The organism is Sorangium sp. So ce131 (assembly GCF_051519095.1).
In the GTDB taxonomy this organism is placed as follows: domain Bacteria; phylum Myxococcota_A; class Polyangia; order Polyangiales; family Polyangiaceae; genus Sorangium.
The window spans coordinates 9,007,761-9,024,084 of sequence record NZ_CP150455.1; the positions used below are offsets into that span (position 1 = coordinate 9,007,761).

17 protein-coding genes are annotated in these 16,324 nt (G+C 68.8%); 8 read left to right on the forward strand and 9 right to left on the reverse strand.

Going from position 1 to position 16,324, the window contains the following annotated elements:
* The first annotated feature begins 170 nt into the window (after nt 1-170).
* Nucleotides 171-659, forward strand: a complete 489-nt coding sequence (locus WMF43_RS32455; protein ID WP_437670719.1) for a hypothetical protein — start codon at nt 171-173, stop codon at nt 657-659.
* Nucleotides 660-663: 4 nt separating this feature from the next.
* On the opposite strand, the gene WMF43_RS32460 is transcribed toward WMF43_RS32455, so the two are convergent.
* Nucleotides 664-1,089, reverse strand: coding sequence for a hypothetical protein (locus WMF43_RS32460; RefSeq protein WP_437670720.1), 426 nt, complete (start codon nt 1,087-1,089; stop codon nt 664-666).
* 429 nt (nt 1,090-1,518) lie between these two features.
* Between WMF43_RS32460 and WMF43_RS32465 the strand changes: the two genes are divergently transcribed.
* Nucleotides 1,519-2,181 (forward strand): glutathione S-transferase family protein, encoded by a 663-nt coding sequence (locus tag WMF43_RS32465; RefSeq protein ID WP_437670722.1) that lies wholly within the window; start codon nt 1,519-1,521, stop codon nt 2,179-2,181.
* A 9-nt stretch (nt 2,182-2,190) separates the two neighbouring features.
* Here WMF43_RS32465 and WMF43_RS32470 read toward each other — a convergent pair whose 3' ends face one another.
* Nucleotides 2,191-2,364: a hypothetical protein gene (locus WMF43_RS32470; RefSeq protein ID WP_437670724.1), complete on the reverse strand. Its 174-nt coding sequence runs from the start codon at nt 2,362-2,364 to the stop codon at nt 2,191-2,193.
* A 55-nt stretch (nt 2,365-2,419) separates the two neighbouring features.
* Between WMF43_RS32470 and WMF43_RS32475 the strand changes: the two genes are divergently transcribed.
* Nucleotides 2,420-3,901 (forward strand): hypothetical protein, encoded by a 1,482-nt coding sequence (locus WMF43_RS32475; protein WP_437670726.1) that lies wholly within the window; start codon nt 2,420-2,422, stop codon nt 3,899-3,901.
* A 31-nt stretch (nt 3,902-3,932) separates the two neighbouring features.
* Here WMF43_RS32475 and WMF43_RS32480 read toward each other — a convergent pair whose 3' ends face one another.
* Nucleotides 3,933-4,841: an NmrA family NAD(P)-binding protein gene (locus WMF43_RS32480; RefSeq protein WP_437670728.1), complete on the reverse strand. Its 909-nt coding sequence runs from the start codon at nt 4,839-4,841 to the stop codon at nt 3,933-3,935.
* Nucleotides 4,842-4,942: 101 nt separating this feature from the next.
* On the opposite strand from WMF43_RS32480, the gene WMF43_RS32485 reads away from it, so the two are divergent.
* On the forward strand, nt 4,943-5,593 hold the full coding sequence (locus WMF43_RS32485) for a TetR/AcrR family transcriptional regulator (RefSeq protein WP_437670730.1): 651 nt from the start codon (nt 4,943-4,945) through the stop codon (nt 5,591-5,593).
* Between the two features lie 72 nt (nt 5,594-5,665).
* On the opposite strand, the gene WMF43_RS32490 is transcribed toward WMF43_RS32485, so the two are convergent.
* Nucleotides 5,666-7,858 (reverse strand): hypothetical protein, encoded by a 2,193-nt coding sequence (locus tag WMF43_RS32490; protein WP_437670732.1) that lies wholly within the window; start codon nt 7,856-7,858, stop codon nt 5,666-5,668.
* Between the two features lie 111 nt (nt 7,859-7,969).
* Between WMF43_RS32490 and WMF43_RS32495 the strand changes: the two genes are divergently transcribed.
* Nucleotides 7,970-8,209, forward strand: a complete 240-nt coding sequence (locus WMF43_RS32495; RefSeq protein WP_437670733.1) for a hypothetical protein — start codon at nt 7,970-7,972, stop codon at nt 8,207-8,209.
* Nucleotides 8,210-8,222: 13 nt separating this feature from the next.
* On the opposite strand, the gene WMF43_RS32500 is transcribed toward WMF43_RS32495, so the two are convergent.
* From WMF43_RS32500 to WMF43_RS32515, 4 genes are all read right to left on the reverse strand, one after another.
* Entirely contained in the window at nt 8,223-8,948 is a 726-nt protein-coding gene (locus WMF43_RS32500) for an SDR family oxidoreductase (RefSeq protein ID WP_437670735.1), read from the reverse strand.
* A 313-nt stretch (nt 8,949-9,261) separates the two neighbouring features.
* Complete coding sequence (locus WMF43_RS32505) at nt 9,262-9,843, reverse strand: hypothetical protein (protein WP_437670737.1); 582 nt, start codon at nt 9,841-9,843, stop codon at nt 9,262-9,264.
* 548 nt (nt 9,844-10,391) lie between these two features.
* Nucleotides 10,392-10,781 (reverse strand): nuclear transport factor 2 family protein, encoded by a 390-nt coding sequence (locus WMF43_RS32510; RefSeq protein ID WP_437670739.1) that lies wholly within the window; start codon nt 10,779-10,781, stop codon nt 10,392-10,394.
* 114 nt (nt 10,782-10,895) lie between these two features.
* Nucleotides 10,896-11,486, reverse strand: coding sequence for a helix-turn-helix transcriptional regulator (locus WMF43_RS32515; protein WP_437670741.1), 591 nt, complete (start codon nt 11,484-11,486; stop codon nt 10,896-10,898).
* Between the two features lie 341 nt (nt 11,487-11,827).
* On the opposite strand from WMF43_RS32515, the gene WMF43_RS32520 reads away from it, so the two are divergent.
* Both WMF43_RS32520 and WMF43_RS32525 read left to right on the forward strand, forming a co-directional pair.
* Nucleotides 11,828-13,300: a serine/threonine protein kinase gene (locus tag WMF43_RS32520; RefSeq protein ID WP_437670743.1), complete on the forward strand. Its 1,473-nt coding sequence runs from the start codon at nt 11,828-11,830 to the stop codon at nt 13,298-13,300.
* Nucleotides 13,301-13,593: 293 nt separating this feature from the next.
* Nucleotides 13,594-14,886 (forward strand): serine/threonine-protein kinase, encoded by a 1,293-nt coding sequence (locus tag WMF43_RS32525; RefSeq protein WP_437670745.1) that lies wholly within the window; start codon nt 13,594-13,596, stop codon nt 14,884-14,886.
* A 163-nt stretch (nt 14,887-15,049) separates the two neighbouring features.
* Here WMF43_RS32525 and WMF43_RS32530 read toward each other — a convergent pair whose 3' ends face one another.
* Nucleotides 15,050-15,550, reverse strand: a complete 501-nt coding sequence (locus WMF43_RS32530; RefSeq protein WP_437684135.1) for a winged helix-turn-helix transcriptional regulator — start codon at nt 15,548-15,550, stop codon at nt 15,050-15,052.
* Between the two features lie 92 nt (nt 15,551-15,642).
* Here WMF43_RS32530 and WMF43_RS32535 point away from each other — a divergent pair, with 92 nt between their 5' ends.
* Complete coding sequence (locus WMF43_RS32535; RefSeq protein ID WP_437670747.1) at nt 15,643-16,305, forward strand: glutathione S-transferase family protein; 663 nt, start codon at nt 15,643-15,645, stop codon at nt 16,303-16,305.
* The last annotated feature ends 19 nt before the right edge of the window (nt 16,306-16,324 follow it).

Sequence of the window (16,324 nt, forward strand, 5' to 3'; positions counted from 1 at the left end):
CTGAGATCGGCTCACGCGTGGTTGAAGAGCGGCGGCTGTGCCGCTGATGAACCCACGCGCGGAGAGCGCGGCGCGTTCCACCCCGAGGCGTCCACGATCACGCCCGCGGCGACGATGGACGCGCAGGCGCGCTGCCTGTCTCGGCTGACCCTCACCCGAAGGAGTTGTTCATGGCGATGAAACTGTCGATCCTCGGCCTCGTCTTCCTGACCGGCTGCGGCACCACGGCCACCATCACGCGCGTCAACGGGCCCACGCTCGAGGCCGACGTCGTCGGCGGCGACGCCATGAACGTCTATGTCGAGGGGCCTTCCGGCGTCAACGAGGCCATACCGCGATCCGACATCAAGGACATCGATCACCCTGGCAGCACCGCGGGCGTGCTCGGCGGCGTCCTCACCGCGTACGGCGCCCTCAACGTCGGGGTCGGGCTCCCGCGGTGCGAGACCGAGGGGGCAGCCTTCTGCACCGGCGTCTTCCTCCCGATCAGCATCGGTCTCCCGGTCATGATCTGGGGCATCGCCACGAACGTCGGGTCGAGGTCGGCGGCCAACGAGAGCCCCACCACCGGGCAGCGGGGGAGCCTCTTCGTGGTGCCCACCCATCAGTTCGCAGGGCGGCCGGATACCCCGGGGGTCTCGTTCGGCGGGACGTTCTGAGCCTTCACGAGCCCCCGGAGGCGAGCGCGCGCCGCTTCCATGCGCGGATCAGCCACCAGCCGAAGAGCGCATTGAGCGGGCCCGTGACCGGGAGCGTGGCCTTGGCGAACCACGTCACGTCGCCCGCCATGAGGACGTAAACGAGGTCGGTGAACACCTCCGTGAGGCGCACGCCCGCCACGACGAGCAACCACCATGTCTCCCGTCGCCAGCGCACAAGGGCGATGACCTGAATCAGCAGGAAACCGGTCCAACCGGCGGCCGTCCGGGGCAGGAGCGCCTCCGGGTCGACATAGGCCGCTCCGTGGAAGGCATCAAACCACGCCTGTGGAAAGAAGAACGCCCAGATCGAGAGGGTGAGATCGACGAGGACGAGGGCTGCGAGGAGCGCGGTGATGCGCCGCTCGAGCGCGCGATCGGATGGACTCATGCGCTTCAGTATAGTGCGCACTGGCGCAGGCTCGCGCGTTCAGAAGCAGCGGCGATCCGAGGTGAACATGGTCATTCGCCCTCGACATCCGTGAATCGTTTTGTTTCTCCTTCCCCCTCATCGCGAGCCGGTCGGACCACGCGCTTCCGAGCCGCTCGATGTACAGCACGGACGACGTCCACCCAGCGGCGTCGTCACCGCCGTGACCGAGCCGCCGAGCCGGGCTGCGTGTACAAACTCGAGCCGCACCGATCGAGCTCCGGCTGTGTGCGCCGTGACACGCGCCGAGCGAGGGCCCTGGTGCTTGGAGTTCCGCGCGCCTTGCCGTATCCTACTCCGCATCACGACAACGCCACATCGGCTTTGTCGAAATGCCCTGCGCCGGCGCGTCATCGGCGCATAGGGCCAGCTGGCAGGAGAGGACGATCCATGAAACTGTACTTCAGCCGAAACTTCAATCCACGGGTTGCCGTCGCCGTGGCGCGGCACCTCGATGCACCCGTGGAGTACGTCCACGCGGCTCCTCTCGACCCGTCACAGCAGGAGAAGTTTCGAGCGCTGAATCCGAACCTGCGCCTGCCCATCCTGGTCGAGGGGAGCCAGTCGCTCTGGGAGACGGACGCGATCGCGTGTCGCCTTTCGCAGCTCACGGGCTCGGACTTCTGGCGCACGGGCGCCGCACAACCGGAGATGATCCGCTGGTTGAGCTGGGGCACGCACAACTTCGTCGCCGCGTGCGACAAGGTCCACTTCGAGCGCGTGACGAAGCAGCGTTACGGGCTCGGTCCCATCCGCGACGACGTCGTGGCGGAGGGGCTTTCGGGGTTCGCCGAAGCGGCGACGCTGCTCGAAGAGGTCCTGAGCGGCAGGGACTGGCTCGTCGGCAGCGCGGTCTCGTATGCGGACTTTCGCGTGGCGTCGGTGCTCCCGTTCGCGGACCTCGCCGGGCTGCCGCTCTCGGACTACCCGCACGTCGCGGCCTGGCACGCGCGCCTGTGGCAGCTCGACGCTTGGCGCGATCCGTTCGCGGGGCTCGAGGCCCCGGAGCTCCCGGAGGTTCCGCGCTTCGATGCCGCCGGATCGAAGCGTTAGCCGCTCGGGTCATGGCTCACCCACCATCGCCGAGCGCACCGCCGCCTCGCCGCCAAAGGCCGCGATGCCGACGAGCGGGTTCCAGTACCCGCGGTAGCGGACGATGAGCCCGTCGCGCGCCTCGACGGCGCAGACGTAATGTTGCTCGCGCCATGTGAAGAAAGCGGACCAAAGCGCACGCATTCACGACACGCTCCGACACGAGCCGGTGCTCGCCGGCCGTCGAAGGCAAGCGCGGATGACCGGATGGCCGGATGGCCGGATGGCCGGATGGCCGGATGGTCAAAGCCGATGGGCGCGTGTCGTGATCGTGCTTCCTACGATCTTTCTTTTCCTGCGCAAGGGTCTCGGATATGAAGAAATCATGAGACACTTGCAACAAATCTTCGTATGTTCCATGCTGGCGGCTGTTGCGATGCAGGTGGGTTGTGGCGCGGAGGCGCCGGACGACGTCGAGCAGGCGTCCGAGGTCGGCTCGATCAGCCTCGCCCTCGTCGGGACCAGCGCCACGGGCGCGACGTACCGCCTGTCGAACGCGTGGTTCGATATCTACGGTCCGACGAACCGGCTCGTCTATGGATCGACCGAGACGCCGGTGATCACGGAGGTGCTTCCGGTCGGACGTTATGACGTGTACCTCGAGCAGCACTGGACCCTCGAGCGGTGGATCGGCGCCAGTTACCAGCCCGTTCAGGCGGTCCTGACGTCGCCGAATCCGCAGCCGGTCTTCATCAACGAAGGCGCGACAGCGACGGTCGTGTTCCAGTTCCGCGCCGACGGCGATATCATCACCGTCGGCCAGGGGAGCCTCGACATCGCCATCGGCGTCGACGACACGGCGGCGCCGCGCGAGGACAACGACGCGGCCTGCAGCAACGGCTACGATGACGACGGGGACGGGCTCGCGGATTGCGCCGATCCGGAGTGCCAGTGGATGCCCTGGTGCGTACCGTGGCGCGAGGACAACGACGCGGCCTGCAGCAACGGCTACGACGACGATGGGGACGGGCTCGCTGACTGCGCCGATCCGGAGTGCCAGTGGATGCCCTGGTGCGTAACGTGGCGCGAGGACAACGACGCGACCTGCAGCAACGGCTACGATGACGACGGGGACGGGCTCCCGGATTGCGCCGATCCGGAGTGCCAGTGGACGTCCTGGTGCGTAACGTGGCGCGAGGACACCGACGCGGCCTGCAGCAACGGCTACGACGACGATGGGGACTGGCTCGCGGATTGCGCCGATCCGGATTGCCAATGGCTGTCTGTCTGCGCACCGTGGCGCGAGGACACCGACGCGGCCTGCAGCAACGGCTACGATGACGATGGGGACTGGCTCGCGGATTGCGCCGATCCGGAGTGTCAATGGCTGCCTGTCTGCGCACTGCTGCGCGAGGACACCGACGCGGCTTGCAGCAACGGCTTCGATGACGACGGGGACGGGCTCCCGGATTGCGCCGATCCGGAGTGCAACTGGCTGCCTCTCTGCGCGCCGTGGCGCGAGGATACCGATGCGACCTGCAGCAACGGCTACGATGACGATGGCGACGGGCTCACGGACTGCGACGACCCGGAATGTCAGTGGCTGCCCTTCTGCGCGCCGCCCCGCATCTCGGCACAGTTCACCGACACGCTCGGCGACGACATTCCCGCGATGTGGCCTGCTGAGGAGCCCGCAGCCGGTCATCGCGTGATGGGGCGCGCGGCGCGCTCGGCACGTTGAGAAGGCCGCGCGCCGCGTCCGCGGAGGAGCGTCAGGCCGCCTGCGCTGCGAAGGTGCTCTTTTCCTCGCGCACGAAGGCTTCGAAGCTCTTGGGCCTCCGGCCGCCCAGCGTCTCGATCGTGTCCGTCACCTCGAACCGGACGGGCGTCGTGCGGAGCGCCCGCCACAGCTGGGACAGGTGCTCGACCGCGTGTTGGTTGAGGCCCCGCGCGAGCGCGCCGTCGCGCCACGAATCGTCCGGGATCTCCTGGTAACGGACCTCCCGGCCCAGGACCCGGCCGAAGGTCGCGACCATGTCTCGTAAGGACAGGACCTCGCCGATGACCGGGTAGGAGCTGCCAGGCGGCACCACGGGGCTGGTCAGCGCACCGACGGCGACGCGCGCCACGTCCTCGCCCGCGACCAGCGGGATCACCGTGCTGTCAGGGCCCCAGGGCAGCAGGATCTTCCCTTGCGTCGCGAGGCTCGAGCGGACCAGGGCGCGGACGTTCTCGTAGAACACCGTGGCCCGGATGTGCGCGGCGCCGACGCCGGCCTGCTCGAAGATCTGTTCGGACACGTAGTTCTGTCGCATCCGCGGGCTCGGCGCGTCCGGAGACGAGACCAACATCACCATGTCGATCAGCCGCGAGACGCCCGCCTTGCGCGCGGCGACAGCCATGATCGCGGTCGCGTCGAGCAACCCCGCCTCGACCGGGTAGGCGAAGTAGACGGACGAGACGCCTTGCACCGCGCGCTCCACGGACTGGACGTCGAGGAGGTCGCCGACCACCACCTCGGCGCCGAGGGCGCGGAGGTGGTCCGAGCGCTCGTCGAGCCTCCGGACGAAGGCGCGGACCGGGATCCCGCGCGCGCGCAACATCTCGGTGACGTATCGACCCGTCTTGCCCTGCTGACCACCCGACGCCCCAGTGACGAGAACCACGCCGTTGCTCACCATCGCAGCACCTCCTGTACATGCTCCCACGTCGCTTTGGTACCACCGGGTACCAATCGCTCGGGAACTATGGTACCGTCTGGTACCATGTCAAGGTCGCGGGGATGGCAGCCAGATCGGCATCGAAGCCGCGCCGCAAGGACGCCGACGAGCTTCCGGGCCGCGCGCGCGTCCTCCAGGCGGCGTTCTCGGCGTTCATCGAGAACGGCTACGCGCAGACGAGCACGCTCGAGATCGCCACGCGCGCGCGCGTCTCCAAGCGCGAGCTCTACGCGCTGGTCGGCAACAAGCAGGAGATGCTCGTGGCGTGCATCCGCGAACGCGCCACCCGGCTCCAGGCGCCCGCGGACCTACCCCGGCCGCGGGACCGCGAGACGCTCGCGAGCGTCTTGACCACCTTCGGGACGCAGCTCGTGCGCGAGATCAGCGATCCCGTCGTGGTCGCCGTCTTCCGGCTCGCGATCGCCGAGGCGACGCGCACGCCCGAGGTCGCACGCGCGCTGGACTCCATCGGCCGCGAGACGACCCGCGCAGCCTTGCACGGGATCATGGCCGAGGCCCACGCGCGCGGGCTGCTCGGCGGCCGCCCTGCCGAGATGGTCGAGCGATTCAACGGGCTGCTCTGGGGCGATCTGATGGTCGGTCTGCTGCTCGGCACCACCGATCCGCCGGCACCTCACGAGCGCGCCCGCGACGCCACGGCGGCCTTCCTGCGGCTCTATGCGCCCCCGGACAACGCCGCGACGGCGCGCTGAGGGCGCGGGGGTCCGCAGCGCGAACGCGCGCGGGCCCCGCGATCCGTGGGACGTGGTGGTGATCAGGTCAGCTCATCGGCGCCGGCGAGAGCGCGACGTGCGCGCGGTCATCGCGAGCGCGAGCGCCGCGGCGGCGAGGCCCTCCATCGAGCCGCGCTGCGCCGCGTTTCCCGGTGCAACAGCGCACCCGCCGGACGGCTGAGGTTCACCCGGCCCCGGCTCGGACGACCCTGCTGCTGAAGAGCCGGAGACGTCTGCTCCGCCGGTGCTCGAGGTGCCACCGCTCGTCGAGCTGCCCCCAGCCGTCGCCGAAGAGGCGCTCGTCGTAGCTGCTCCGCCTGTGCCCGCGTCGCCGCCGGCGCCGCCCGTGCCGCCGGCCCCGCCGCTGCCGCCCGTGCCGCCGGAGCCGCCACCACCAGAGCCGCCCTCACCCACGGCACCACCAGAGCCGCCCTCACCCACGGCACCACCAGAGCCGCCCTCACCCACGGCACCGCCAGAGCCGCCCTCACCCACGGCACCACCAGAGCCGCCCTCACCCACGGCGCCGCCAGAGCCGCCCTCACCCACGGCGCCGCCAGAGCCGCCCTCACCGGCGCTGCTCTCGCCGCCCGCGCCAGCGGCGCCACCGACGCCGCCCTCACCTCCAGCGCCGCCGGTTCCCCCCTCGCCGCCAGCGCCACCGGCGCCGCTGCCCCCGCCCGGATCGACGTCGACGCCGAGCAGCGTGTTGCCCTCGATGATGTGCCAGGCGCCGTCACGCCAGCGTGCCAGTCCGCTGTCCGAGCCGATCTCCCGCGGGAAGGCGCCGGGAGCACCCAGGTACCGCGCCGGCGGGTTCACGAACATCACCTCCCCCGTGTCGCTGATGTCGTGGTGCGCGCTGAGGTCGTTCTCGAGCCGGCTCGACGTCGCGAAGAGGCTGATCTGATGCTCCTCGCCCGTCGGGGTGCGCAGCCAGACCTGGTTCGCGCCCAGGGAGCGGCGGATGAAGGCGGCATACCCCGCGTGGAGATGATAGTCCTCTGCACTGCCACGACGCACGCGATCCGAGGTCGTGTCGCCGAGCGGGATGTTGCCGGATGGCGTGAACAGGAACGTGGTGCACGGGCTCCCCGACGGAGGGCACTCCGCCATGGCGATGTTGATCCCGTCCGTCAGCGGCCGCCCCCTGTCGGCCCCGCTCGCGCTCGCACGCGCGAGCTGCGTGCTCACCCCCGCCTCGTACACGTAGAGGGCCTCGTTCCCGTCGAGATAGACGACCCGGCCCGCCTCATCCACGTCGGCCCCGCGCGTCGTCCTGGAGACGAGCTCGGTCGTGCCCGAGATGAGCTCGCGCAGCTGGAGACCCGCGGGCGACGAGAAGACCATGTAGTTGCCCCTCGTGTGCGCGAAGCCGCTCTCCGATAGCGCGCGGAGCTCCCCGTCGCGCCACTCGAAGACGCCTTCCCTCAACTCCTCGTCCTCGATCGGCGTCGCCCTCACGACGGCCCCGGAGGGCGTGAGCGCGCCGGTCGGCGGCCAAACGAACTCGTAGTCCAGGGGGTGTGTCTCGAGGATCGGCGTGACGGCCCGCGTCGCCCGATCGAGCAAGGCGATCCCGCCCTCGGGGTACACGAACAGGAGCCGCGTCGCGTCGAAGTCGAGGATGCGGCCCGGCGCCTCGTCGAGCGCGGACAGCGCCGGGCTGTTCTCGATGAAGATCGGTACGCTGGTCGCGCTGGTCCCCCCCGAGGAGTCCTCGGCGATCACGGTGAGGATATGGTCGCCCGGGGCATGCGCGCTGAGGTCGGCCACCGTGTCGAGGCTCGCGGCGCCGCTCACGAAGTCGAGCACGCCATCGGTGTAGACCTCGATGGCGACGCACCCCTCCGGGCCATCGTCGGTGCACGACGCGGCGATCCGGAGCGCCCCGAGCCCGACCGCCTCGTACGCCGGCGCGGTGACCACGAGGTCGGGAGGGGCATCCTTCGTGAAGATGCGCTGCGACGACGCCGTGGCCCCGGCCGCATCCGTGGCCGTGATGGTCAGCGTGTGAGGGCCGAACGAAAGCGGCGCGGCCGTGAGGTACTCGCGGAAGGTGCTCCCCGAGACGTGCGCCAGCGGAACCGCGGCGCCCGCGTCGATCTGCGCGGTCACGCTCCGCAGCGCGAGCGTCGAGGTGACCTGCGCGCTGGCCTCGAAGATTGCATAATGCCTGGAATTTTCTATCGGCGATGTGATGGTCACCGTGATGGCTGCCCAGGCCAGGCGCGAGGGCAGCATCAGGAGCAAGCATCCCAGAATGACCAGTTGAACGCGTGATGGACGCATGTTCGCTCTTCTCCTCCGTGGCGCCTTGGGTGCGCGCAGGCGAACGAGCATTCAGCCGCTTCGGTGGAGCAGATCGACGCCGGGATCGCGGCGCTCGCCGCTATCCTCCGCGCCGGCCGCAACGCCTTCATCCAGCTCGTCCGCAGGCCGAGCACTAGAAGGCCGTTCACGTTGTTCGAGCGAGAAATGAGACGCCAAGGCGCCAAGGACGCCAAGGGCGCCAAGAAGAAGACAATGCCTGGGCGCCTTGACGGTTCGAAATTCCGCTCGCTTCAGGTGGGTTCAACCCGTTTGTCGCTCTAGGCACGAGGCGCGCTCACCAGGGCACTGGCCCCTTCGCGTCGAAGAACCCGCCTGTCGGACCTCCCTCGTCCAGCGTGGCGAGCCACACCGACGCCCGCGCGCCCTCCTCCACCGGCTGGCCGTGATGACGCGTCATGTCCGTGGCCGTGTAGCCCGGGTCCGCGGCGTTCACCTTGATGCCGGTCTCGCGGAGCTCCTTGGCGAACTGCACCGTCGCCATGTTGAGCGCCGCCTTCGCGGCCGGATAGGCGAGGACGTTGATCCGCGCGTGCTCCCAGCGGGGATCCGAGCTCTGGGTGAGTGAACCGGTCCCGCTCGACACATTCACGATGCGCGCTGCGGGGCGCGCGCGGCGGAGCAGCGGGAGCATCGCCTGCGTCACCGCGATGGTCCCGAAGACGTTCACCTGGAACAGGCTGCGCAGCTCGTCGAGGTTCGTCTCGCTCGGCTTGGTGGTGCCGATCAGCACGCCCGCGTTGTTCACCAGCACGTCGAGCCGCCCGAGGTTCGTCTCGATCCAGCGCGCGGCTTCGGCGATGCTCGCCGGCTCGGTCACGTCGAGGCGCACGAAGCGCGCGTCGAGCCCCTCGGCGCGGAGCCGCTGCGCCGCCTCCTCGCCGCGCTCCGGCGCGCGCGCGCCGACCAGCGCCGTCATCCCGCGCCGGGCGAGCTGCCGCGCCGTCTCCAGGCCAATCCCCTTGTTCGCGCCCGTCACGAGCGCCACCTGCTTGTCGTGCATACCCGTCCTCTGGGCACCACGATAATCTGCGTGGGTCGCCCGGCCGGGAAAAATCAGGCGACGCGCCGCGCGCAGGAGGCACGGGAGCTCGGCGAGGAGCCGATCGACGAACGAGGCGTGGGGAAACGTGGGCATGGGCTGGAGGGGAACGGGGAGGCTTCACGCCGCCTCGTGCCCCGGAGATCCCAGGACACGACGACCCCCGCGAAGAGTTCCCGACCACGCGGGAGCTCGGCGGCCACCCAGGCGGAGCGGCGGGCCCGTCCTTCAACCCAGCCCGGAAGGGCTCATGGAGCTGGGCAACCCGGCGAGATCACCCGTCTCGACGCCCGCCGACCGCGGGCGCGGGGACCGCCGCCGCCTCGGGCGCCGTCGAGCGCTTGTAGCGGCGGATCGCCGATTCCCCGATCGCCCGGGTCGCGGCGGGCGCGGCGAGCGCCCCTGTCGCCACGGCGAAGGCCGGGTTCATCGTCGCCGCGAGGACAGCCACCGGAGCGGCGGCGCAGGCAGCGCAGGTCGCCACCACGGCCGCGAGCTCCTTCACGCGGTCGGATTCGTCGATGTCCTTCCCAAAGAGCAGCGCTATCTCGAGGATCAGGTAGAGGTGCATCCTGGTGAGGATGGATGTGCCGGCGACGAACCCCAGGCCTTCGTACATGATGCCGAACCCGGGGATGATGGCGGGTATATGGACGACGCCGCCCGCGGCGAACGCGATCGCCGCGGTCGATCCGACCAGGTGGCGCGCCTGCTGCTCGGGTGACTCGTCCGGATACATGTGCCGCACGCGGTCCGCCACCTGGCGGATACGGGACTTTCGGAGCCTCAGGACGAAGTAGAGAAAATCATCGATGAACAGGCTCTGCTGACCCGCACGCTGCTGCGCGACTGCCATGGGTTGCTCCTTTTACAGGCCGCTACAGGAACGCCTCAGACGGATTGTGTCCTGACCAGGAGAACGTCGGCGCAACGCCGTTCCTCTGCACGCCGGCGGCGATCGCTGCCGCATGGCGCCGCGACGGCTTCCGCGCTGGTCCTCGCGGAAAGAGGATCGGCGCCACGGCAGACGGCGTTGCGTTCACACGTGATGGCCAGGACACCGAACACGTTGAAACCCCCGAGAAAATGGACCACAGAGGCACAGAGGGCACAGAGTTTTTTATTTTTGTTCCTCTGTGTCCTCCGTGCCTCCGTGGTTCAAATCTCGTCATTCCTGGACGTTCCAAGCTGATCGGTGCTCTAGCCGAGATCCTCCCGGCTACTTCTCTCTCATGCTCGGCCGCCGTGCGAGAGCTGTACCGGTTCTCGTCCACCGCTCCTGCTCTCTTCCTGGTCCCGCGTATCGAAGCAGGAAGAGCCCGCGAAGGCGGACGACGAGCCTGATCCCCAATGTAAGCGGGGCGGCTATCGCGCGCGCGCCGCCGTGCGTGCGAGGCGGCGCGCTCAGAACATGGCGCGGGGGTTCGGCGCGTCGGCCGGGATGTCCTGCAGCACGTCCCAGTGCTCGCAGAAGCGCCCGTCGGCGACGCGGAAGATGTCGACCACCGCGAGTCCGCGCGGACGCCGCGGGTTCACGAGCTTGTAGTGCACCACGGCGTACTCGGCGTCGGCGATCATGCGCTGGATCTCGACCTGCGCGCCGTCGAGCGGCGTCTCGCCGTCGCGGAAATAGGCGATGAAGGCCTCGCAGCCGTTCGTCCCGGGCGCGGCGCGCGCGTCGGGGTTGTGGTCGACGAAGTCGGCGGTCAACAGCGCGCGGACGGTGTCCCAGTGCCTGCCGACCACGGCGTCGTACAGCTCGAGCAGCATCTGCTTGTTGCGTTCGGGGTTCATACGGAGGGGGCGTGCCTTTCTGCACCGGGGGCATGGTCGCTCGCCGGTGCGTGCTCACCCTCGCATCGGGGCGCGCGGCGGGCTTGAACCTGCGCGCCAATCGTCGGGCGCGTGTTAGCGCGCGCGCGCGACCGCGCGGTACACGCTCGGCGGCATGCCCGACGCGGCGCGGAACTCGCGCGCCAGATGGGCCGCGTCGCTGAACCCGTACGCGTGCGCGATCTCGGTGAGCGGCCGGAGCGAGCTGGCGATCGCGACGGTGGCGTCGCGCATGCGCACGCGGCGCGCGAGCGCCGAGGCCGTGGTGCCGTGCGCCGCGAGCCGGCGTTGCAGCGTGCGGACCGACTGGCGCGTGGCGTGCGCGCGTCGAGCCCGTCGCCCAGCGCGAAGACGGCGCCGAGCCCACCGACACGTGCGCGCTCCGCGACGAGCGCCCGCAGCGGCGCCGCAGGGCTGAGGGCCTGCAGGGCGGGGTCGGGCGCGCGCGTGACATGCGCGACGTGCGCGTCGCGCGGGCGGGCGCGCTGCGCGAGGTGGAGCAGCTGCAGGTTGACGTTCTGCGACACGGCGTGTGGGCGCAGCGACAGGCGTGTGGACGGCCGCGCGCGCTCGCGCGAGTGTGGCACCTGCGCGCTCGGGCGGCCACGGTCGCGCTGCGCGCGCATCCAGATCTGGCGGGATCGCGACGATGTTCCCCTCGCGCATGGCCTCCTCGATGACGGTCCGACCCCTGGCCGTCGCGAGGACATCCCGCCGCCGAGCGTACCATGCTCGCGCCGCGGGCGTGTCGCTCCTCGATCACGACCACAGGCTCAGCGCGCACGCGGCCAGCTCGTCGAGCTGCTCCTCGAGGGGGGCTACTCGCAGCGGGCAAGGGCAAGTGGAATGGGAAGGGCATGAAGGCGAAGGTCATGAAGGGGAAGGGCTTTCACTTCAAGGTCTATTGCCGGCGCAGAACGTCTCATGCTATCGTCGAGCCCCCGCCAGGCTCAGCGGGGATGTTTCACCTATCCTCGCACCCGGCATACATTGGAACCTGAACCTCAATGAGCGACGATCCTCAGCTAGCACACTGCACAGCACGAATAGGAACGGTCCTCCGGGGCAAATGGCGCATCGATTCGCTCATCGGCGTCGGCGGGATGGCTGCGGTTTACGAGGCGACACACAGGATCGGCCGGCGCTGCGCGATCAAAATCCTCCATCCGGAAATCGCGGTCTCCAAGGAGCTTCGAGCCAGGTTCGAGCAAGAGGCGCTCGCAGTGAACCAGCTCGGTCACCCCGCAGCTGTCAATGTACTCGACATCGATACGAGCGAAGACGGCTCGCCGTTCATGGTGATGGAGTTGCTCGACGGTGAATCGCTCGGCAAGCGCGCCCGCGGCTCCGGCGGCATCGAGGAGCGCGAGCTGCTCCGCGTCGTCTCAACCGTGCTCGAAGTCCTCGATGTCGCGCACGGGCTCGGCATCGTTCATCGAGACATCAAACCGGACAATCTGTTCTTGACCTCTTCAGGCAGCGTCAAAGTCCTCGACTTCGGGATTGCTCGAATGAAGCAGGGCGGCTCCAACGTTCGTACGCGCATCGGCGCGATGCTCGGGACTATACCTTACATGTCGCCCGAGCAGATCGCCGGTGGCCAAATCGATGGGCGGGCCGACATCTTCGCCGTTGGTGCGACGATGTTTCGAATCCTGACAAAACGCCATGTGCACGAGGGCTCCATGGAAAGCGAGCTCCTCATCAAAATGGCGACGCAGCCTGCGCCTGCCCTGCGCACCGTTGCCCCCTCTGTCAGCCCAGAGGTCTGCGCGATCGTCGATCGCGCGCTCGCGTTCGATCCGTCGCGCCGCTATCCAACGGCCCGCGCCATGCGTGAAGACATCGAGCGAGTTTTGGGCGCAAATGCTACCCCTCACGCGCCAGCCCCGGTGTCGATCCGAGCCGACGTGTCGTCTGCGATCAGCGTCGATGACCCGACGATGGCTGCTCCTGCTCCCGGCCAAGCGATGCAGGCGCCCATGGTCGTATCCGTGCCGCCTCAACCTGCCGCGACCAGCCCGCGAGCGGGCTCGAGTTCGCCATTCTTGATGATTGCGGCGATTGGCTCTTTTGTTGTCGCTGCTTGCCTCGTCGCCGTCTTCTTCGTTGTTCGTTCGCAAGGCTCCGCCGGAGACACCCGCGTGAGCACGGACGATGGGACATCTCAAGAGGCCAAGGCGAGCGACAGCTCTCGCGCGATGGCCACGTCTTCCAGCACCAGCACGCCATCCTCGACCGCTGGGCCCTCATCGACGACCGCTGGGCCCTCATCGACGCGCCGGCCCGTCCCGAATGGCAAGTATCGCCTCCTCATGAAAGACGGCAGATATCCATTTTGCGTCACATCGAAATTAAAACACGCCTATCCTGTACGCACGAACGACGAGGGCGTTAAAGTGTGCAGCGGCACCCCCGAAGGGCCCATCCCGATTGACGACCTCAAAGCCTACCACCCCTCCGAGTTTCAATGGGAATAGATTTGTGAGGAGCGGCAGCCTCATCTCGTACCGTGTCGGCACGCCGAAGAGCGCGCCGCCCCCCAGCTCCCCGATCGCCCGCCCTCGATGTCTTCATCGCGCCTTCAGGGCGGGGCTGGAGCGGGGCTGGAGGCTCCGGCGATGCGGGCGGCGACCAGCGAGCGACGGCTGGACGCGCTGTGGTCATCCTTGTAGGATGATGTCGGCGTACGGAGCCAGATCTACGAACATCGCGGAACTGCACAGCTTTTCCGTGCGGTGGGTGGCTCGAGCATGATGTCCACTCGGAGGCGGTGCGGTTCCTCCGCTCTCAGCACCTTTGTGCGTGTACACTCCTCGGCATGCGAGGGATAATCCCACCCAAGGAGCGCTCAAGCACCGACGACGTCACGGTGCCGATGCCAGGGAGACAACGCGACGCATCCGTCGTTGAGCTCTCAAGCTCGGCGCTCGGGGAAGAGACCGAGACTGCGGCACGGCCGTGGTCGGACGACGCACCCACGCTGGTGCGCTCGGACAACAAAGCGCCAGCGCTGATCGGGAGCTTGATTTCGGAGCGGTACCGCGTCCACGAGCTCATCGGGCAGGGCGGCATGGGAGCCGTGTACCGCGGCGAGCAGGTGCACCTCCGCAAGCAGGTCGCGATCAAAGTCCTCCAGTCGAGCGCCCGGAACCTCCCCCAGATCGTGGCGCGGTTCGAGCGCGAGGCGATCGCGGGGGCGCATATCCAGCATCCGAACGTGGTCTCGGCGAACGACTTCGGTCAGCTCGCGGACCGGTCGCATTTTCTCGTCCTCGAGTATGTCGAGGGCACCCCGCTCCAGGACGTGATCGCCTCGGCGCCGCTCCCCGCGCGACGCGCGCTCCACATCGCGAGGCAGATCGCGTCTGCTCTGGAGGCGGTGCACGCGAAGGGGATCGTGCACCGCGATGTGAAGCCGCAGAACATCCTCCTCGGCGCCCGTGATCAGGTGAAGCTCATCGATTTCGGCCTCGCCAAGGTGAACGTAGAGCTCCTGTCCACCCAAAGCCGCGAGGCCTCGCGCAAAGGACAGGACCTCACCGCTGCCGACCAAGTCCTCGGCACGCTCAGTTATCTCGCGCCGGAGGCCGTGCGCGGCATGGATGCCGTCGATGCTCGCGCAGATCTTTATGCGCTCGGGATGATTCTGTACGAAATGCTGTCCGGGAGAAGCCCGTTCGACGCGAGCGACGGCCAGTCTTCCTTCCGGCAGCGGCTCCTCGAGGATGCGCCCCCGCTCCGCCAGCGCGCTCCGGGATCAGGTATCCGGCCCGACGTGGAGGCGATCGTGATGCGGCTCGTCCACCGAGACCCACTCCAGCGCTATCCGACGGCTACCAGCGTGATCGCGGCCATCGACGGGGCCATCGCGGCGATGGAGGGCGCGCCGAGGCAGATCGATCCGACCGTGACGATGCACCCCGGTGCTCCGGGGCACCAGACGAGCGCGACATCGCCCGCGTCCAGGTGGACCTCGCCGGCGATGCGGCCGTGGCTCGTTGCGTCCATCGTCGTATCGCTCTTGCTCAGCGTCGCGCTCTTGATGGCCATCCTGCTCAGCTGACAGAGACGCAAAAACCGCTCGAGACGCGCGGGCACCCCCGGCGGGTGCAGCCCGGGGGGCGGCCCGCGACGAAGCGGCGCCGCGGCGGCTCTGGGGGATCCGTCGCGTGTCACTCCCTCCTGGTCGTACGCCACGGTCACGTCGTCGCCGAAGGCTGGTGGGCTTAGCAGGCGCGGTGCGCCAGCGCCTTCTCGTAGGCGGCCTGCAGCTCGCCGAACACCGAGCGCGCCGGGCGCGGCGCGCCGAGATGCAGGTGGCGCAGCTCGTCCATGAAGGCGCTCCACAGCGGAGCGCCGCCCTTTTCCAGCAGCTCCGCGCGCACGGACAGCTCCTTGCTCGGGCGCGTGTGGCGGCGGCCCCAGGCGCCCATGTGCGCGAGCAGCGGCACGAGCTGGATGGCCGCTTCCGTGAGGCTGTAGATCCCTTTCTGCCGGTGTCTCGGATCGGGGCGTCGCGTCAGCAGGCCGGACGCGGTCAGGCGCTTCAGCCGGTCTGCGAGGATGTTCGAGGCGATGCCTTCCTCGCTCTGCGCGAGCAGCTCGCCGTAGCTGCGCCTGTTCCCGAACATGACGTCGCGGATGACGATCAGGCTCCAGCGGTCGCCGAGCTGCTCGAGCGTGAGGTTGATCGGGCAGCCGGATCGTCTCGTCTGCGGCACGGCCATTCTCCTGAAACTATCACTTGCAACATGCAAGCGGTAGGCGTAGGGTCCGGACCACTTGCAATCTACAAGTGGTTCGAACCAGGAGTCCCACGATGTCGCTCGTGCTGTACGGTCATCCCTTCTCCTCGTACACGCAGAAAGTGCTCATCGCGCTGTACGAGAACGGCACAACCTTCGAGTTCCGTTGCCTCGGGCCGGATACGCCGCAGCACGCGGCCGAGTGGCTGCGGCGCTGGCCGCTGAGCAAGTTTCCGCTGCTGGTGGACGACGAGCGCAGCATCGTCGAGACCAGCATCATCATCGAGCACCTGCAGCTGGTGCATCCCGGGCCAGCGCGCCTGCTGCCCGCAGATCCGATGGCCGCGCTGGACGTGCGCTTTCTCGACCGCTTCTTCGACCTGCATGTCATGACTCCGGTGCAGCACGCGGTAAACGGTGCGCTGACGGGTGATCCGGGGAAGCGCCAGGAAGGACTGGCCTTTGCTGCGACGAAGCTGGAGCTCGCCTACGCCTGGCTCGAAGGGCAGCTCGCCGGCAGGACCTGGGCCGCCGCTGGCGAGGACTTCACGATGGCGGACTGCGCGGCCGCGCCATCGCTGTTCTACGCGGACTGGACGCACCGGATCTCCGAGGCGTTTCCGGTGCTGCGCGCCTACCGCGCGCGGTTGCTCGCGCGCCCGTCCTTCGCCCGCGCGGTGGAGGAGGCGCGGCCGTTCCGGCCGCTCTTCCCCCTGGGAGCGCCGGACCGGGATTGAAGCTCCGCGCCGCGAGCGC

Excerpts from the sequence above, each read along its gene's own strand:
- WMF43_RS32500 (WP_437670735.1), bottom strand. The coding sequence starts at position 8,948 with ATGCACGACAAGCAGGTGGCGCTCGTGACGGGCGCGAACAAGGGGATT.
- WMF43_RS32470 (WP_437670724.1), bottom strand. The coding sequence starts at position 2,364 with ATGCGTGCGCTTTGGTCCGCTTTCTTCACATGGCGCGAGCAACATTAC.
- WMF43_RS32535 (WP_437670747.1), top strand. The coding sequence starts at position 15,643 with ATGTCGCTCGTGCTGTACGGTCATCCCTTCTCCTCGTACACGCAGAAA.
- WMF43_RS32490 (WP_437670732.1), bottom strand. The coding sequence starts at position 7,858 with ATGCTGCCCTCGCGCCTGGCCTGGGCAGCCATCACGGTGACCATCACA.
- WMF43_RS32475 (WP_437670726.1), top strand. The coding sequence starts at position 2,420 with ATGACCGGATGGCCGGATGGCCGGATGGCCGGATGGCCGGATGGTCAA.
- WMF43_RS32515 (WP_437670741.1), bottom strand. The coding sequence starts at position 11,486 with ATGCGCGAGGGGAACATCGTCGCGATCCCGCCAGATCTGGATGCGCGC.
- WMF43_RS32480 (WP_437670728.1), bottom strand. The coding sequence starts at position 4,841 with ATGGTGAGCAACGGCGTGGTTCTCGTCACTGGGGCGTCGGGTGGTCAG.
- WMF43_RS32530 (WP_437684135.1), bottom strand. The coding sequence starts at position 15,550 with ATGGCCGTGCCGCAGACGAGACGATCCGGCTGCCCGATCAACCTCACG.
- WMF43_RS32520 (WP_437670743.1), top strand. The coding sequence starts at position 11,828 with ATGAGCGACGATCCTCAGCTAGCACACTGCACAGCACGAATAGGAACG.
- WMF43_RS32465 (WP_437670722.1), top strand. The coding sequence starts at position 1,519 with ATGAAACTGTACTTCAGCCGAAACTTCAATCCACGGGTTGCCGTCGCC.
- WMF43_RS32505 (WP_437670737.1), bottom strand. The coding sequence starts at position 9,843 with ATGGCAGTCGCGCAGCAGCGTGCGGGTCAGCAGAGCCTGTTCATCGAT.
- WMF43_RS32460 (WP_437670720.1), bottom strand. The coding sequence starts at position 1,089 with ATGAGTCCATCCGATCGCGCGCTCGAGCGGCGCATCACCGCGCTCCTC.
- WMF43_RS32485 (WP_437670730.1), top strand. The coding sequence starts at position 4,943 with ATGGCAGCCAGATCGGCATCGAAGCCGCGCCGCAAGGACGCCGACGAG.
- WMF43_RS32455 (WP_437670719.1), top strand. The coding sequence starts at position 171 with ATGGCGATGAAACTGTCGATCCTCGGCCTCGTCTTCCTGACCGGCTGC.
- WMF43_RS32510 (WP_437670739.1), bottom strand. The coding sequence starts at position 10,781 with ATGAACCCCGAACGCAACAAGCAGATGCTGCTCGAGCTGTACGACGCC.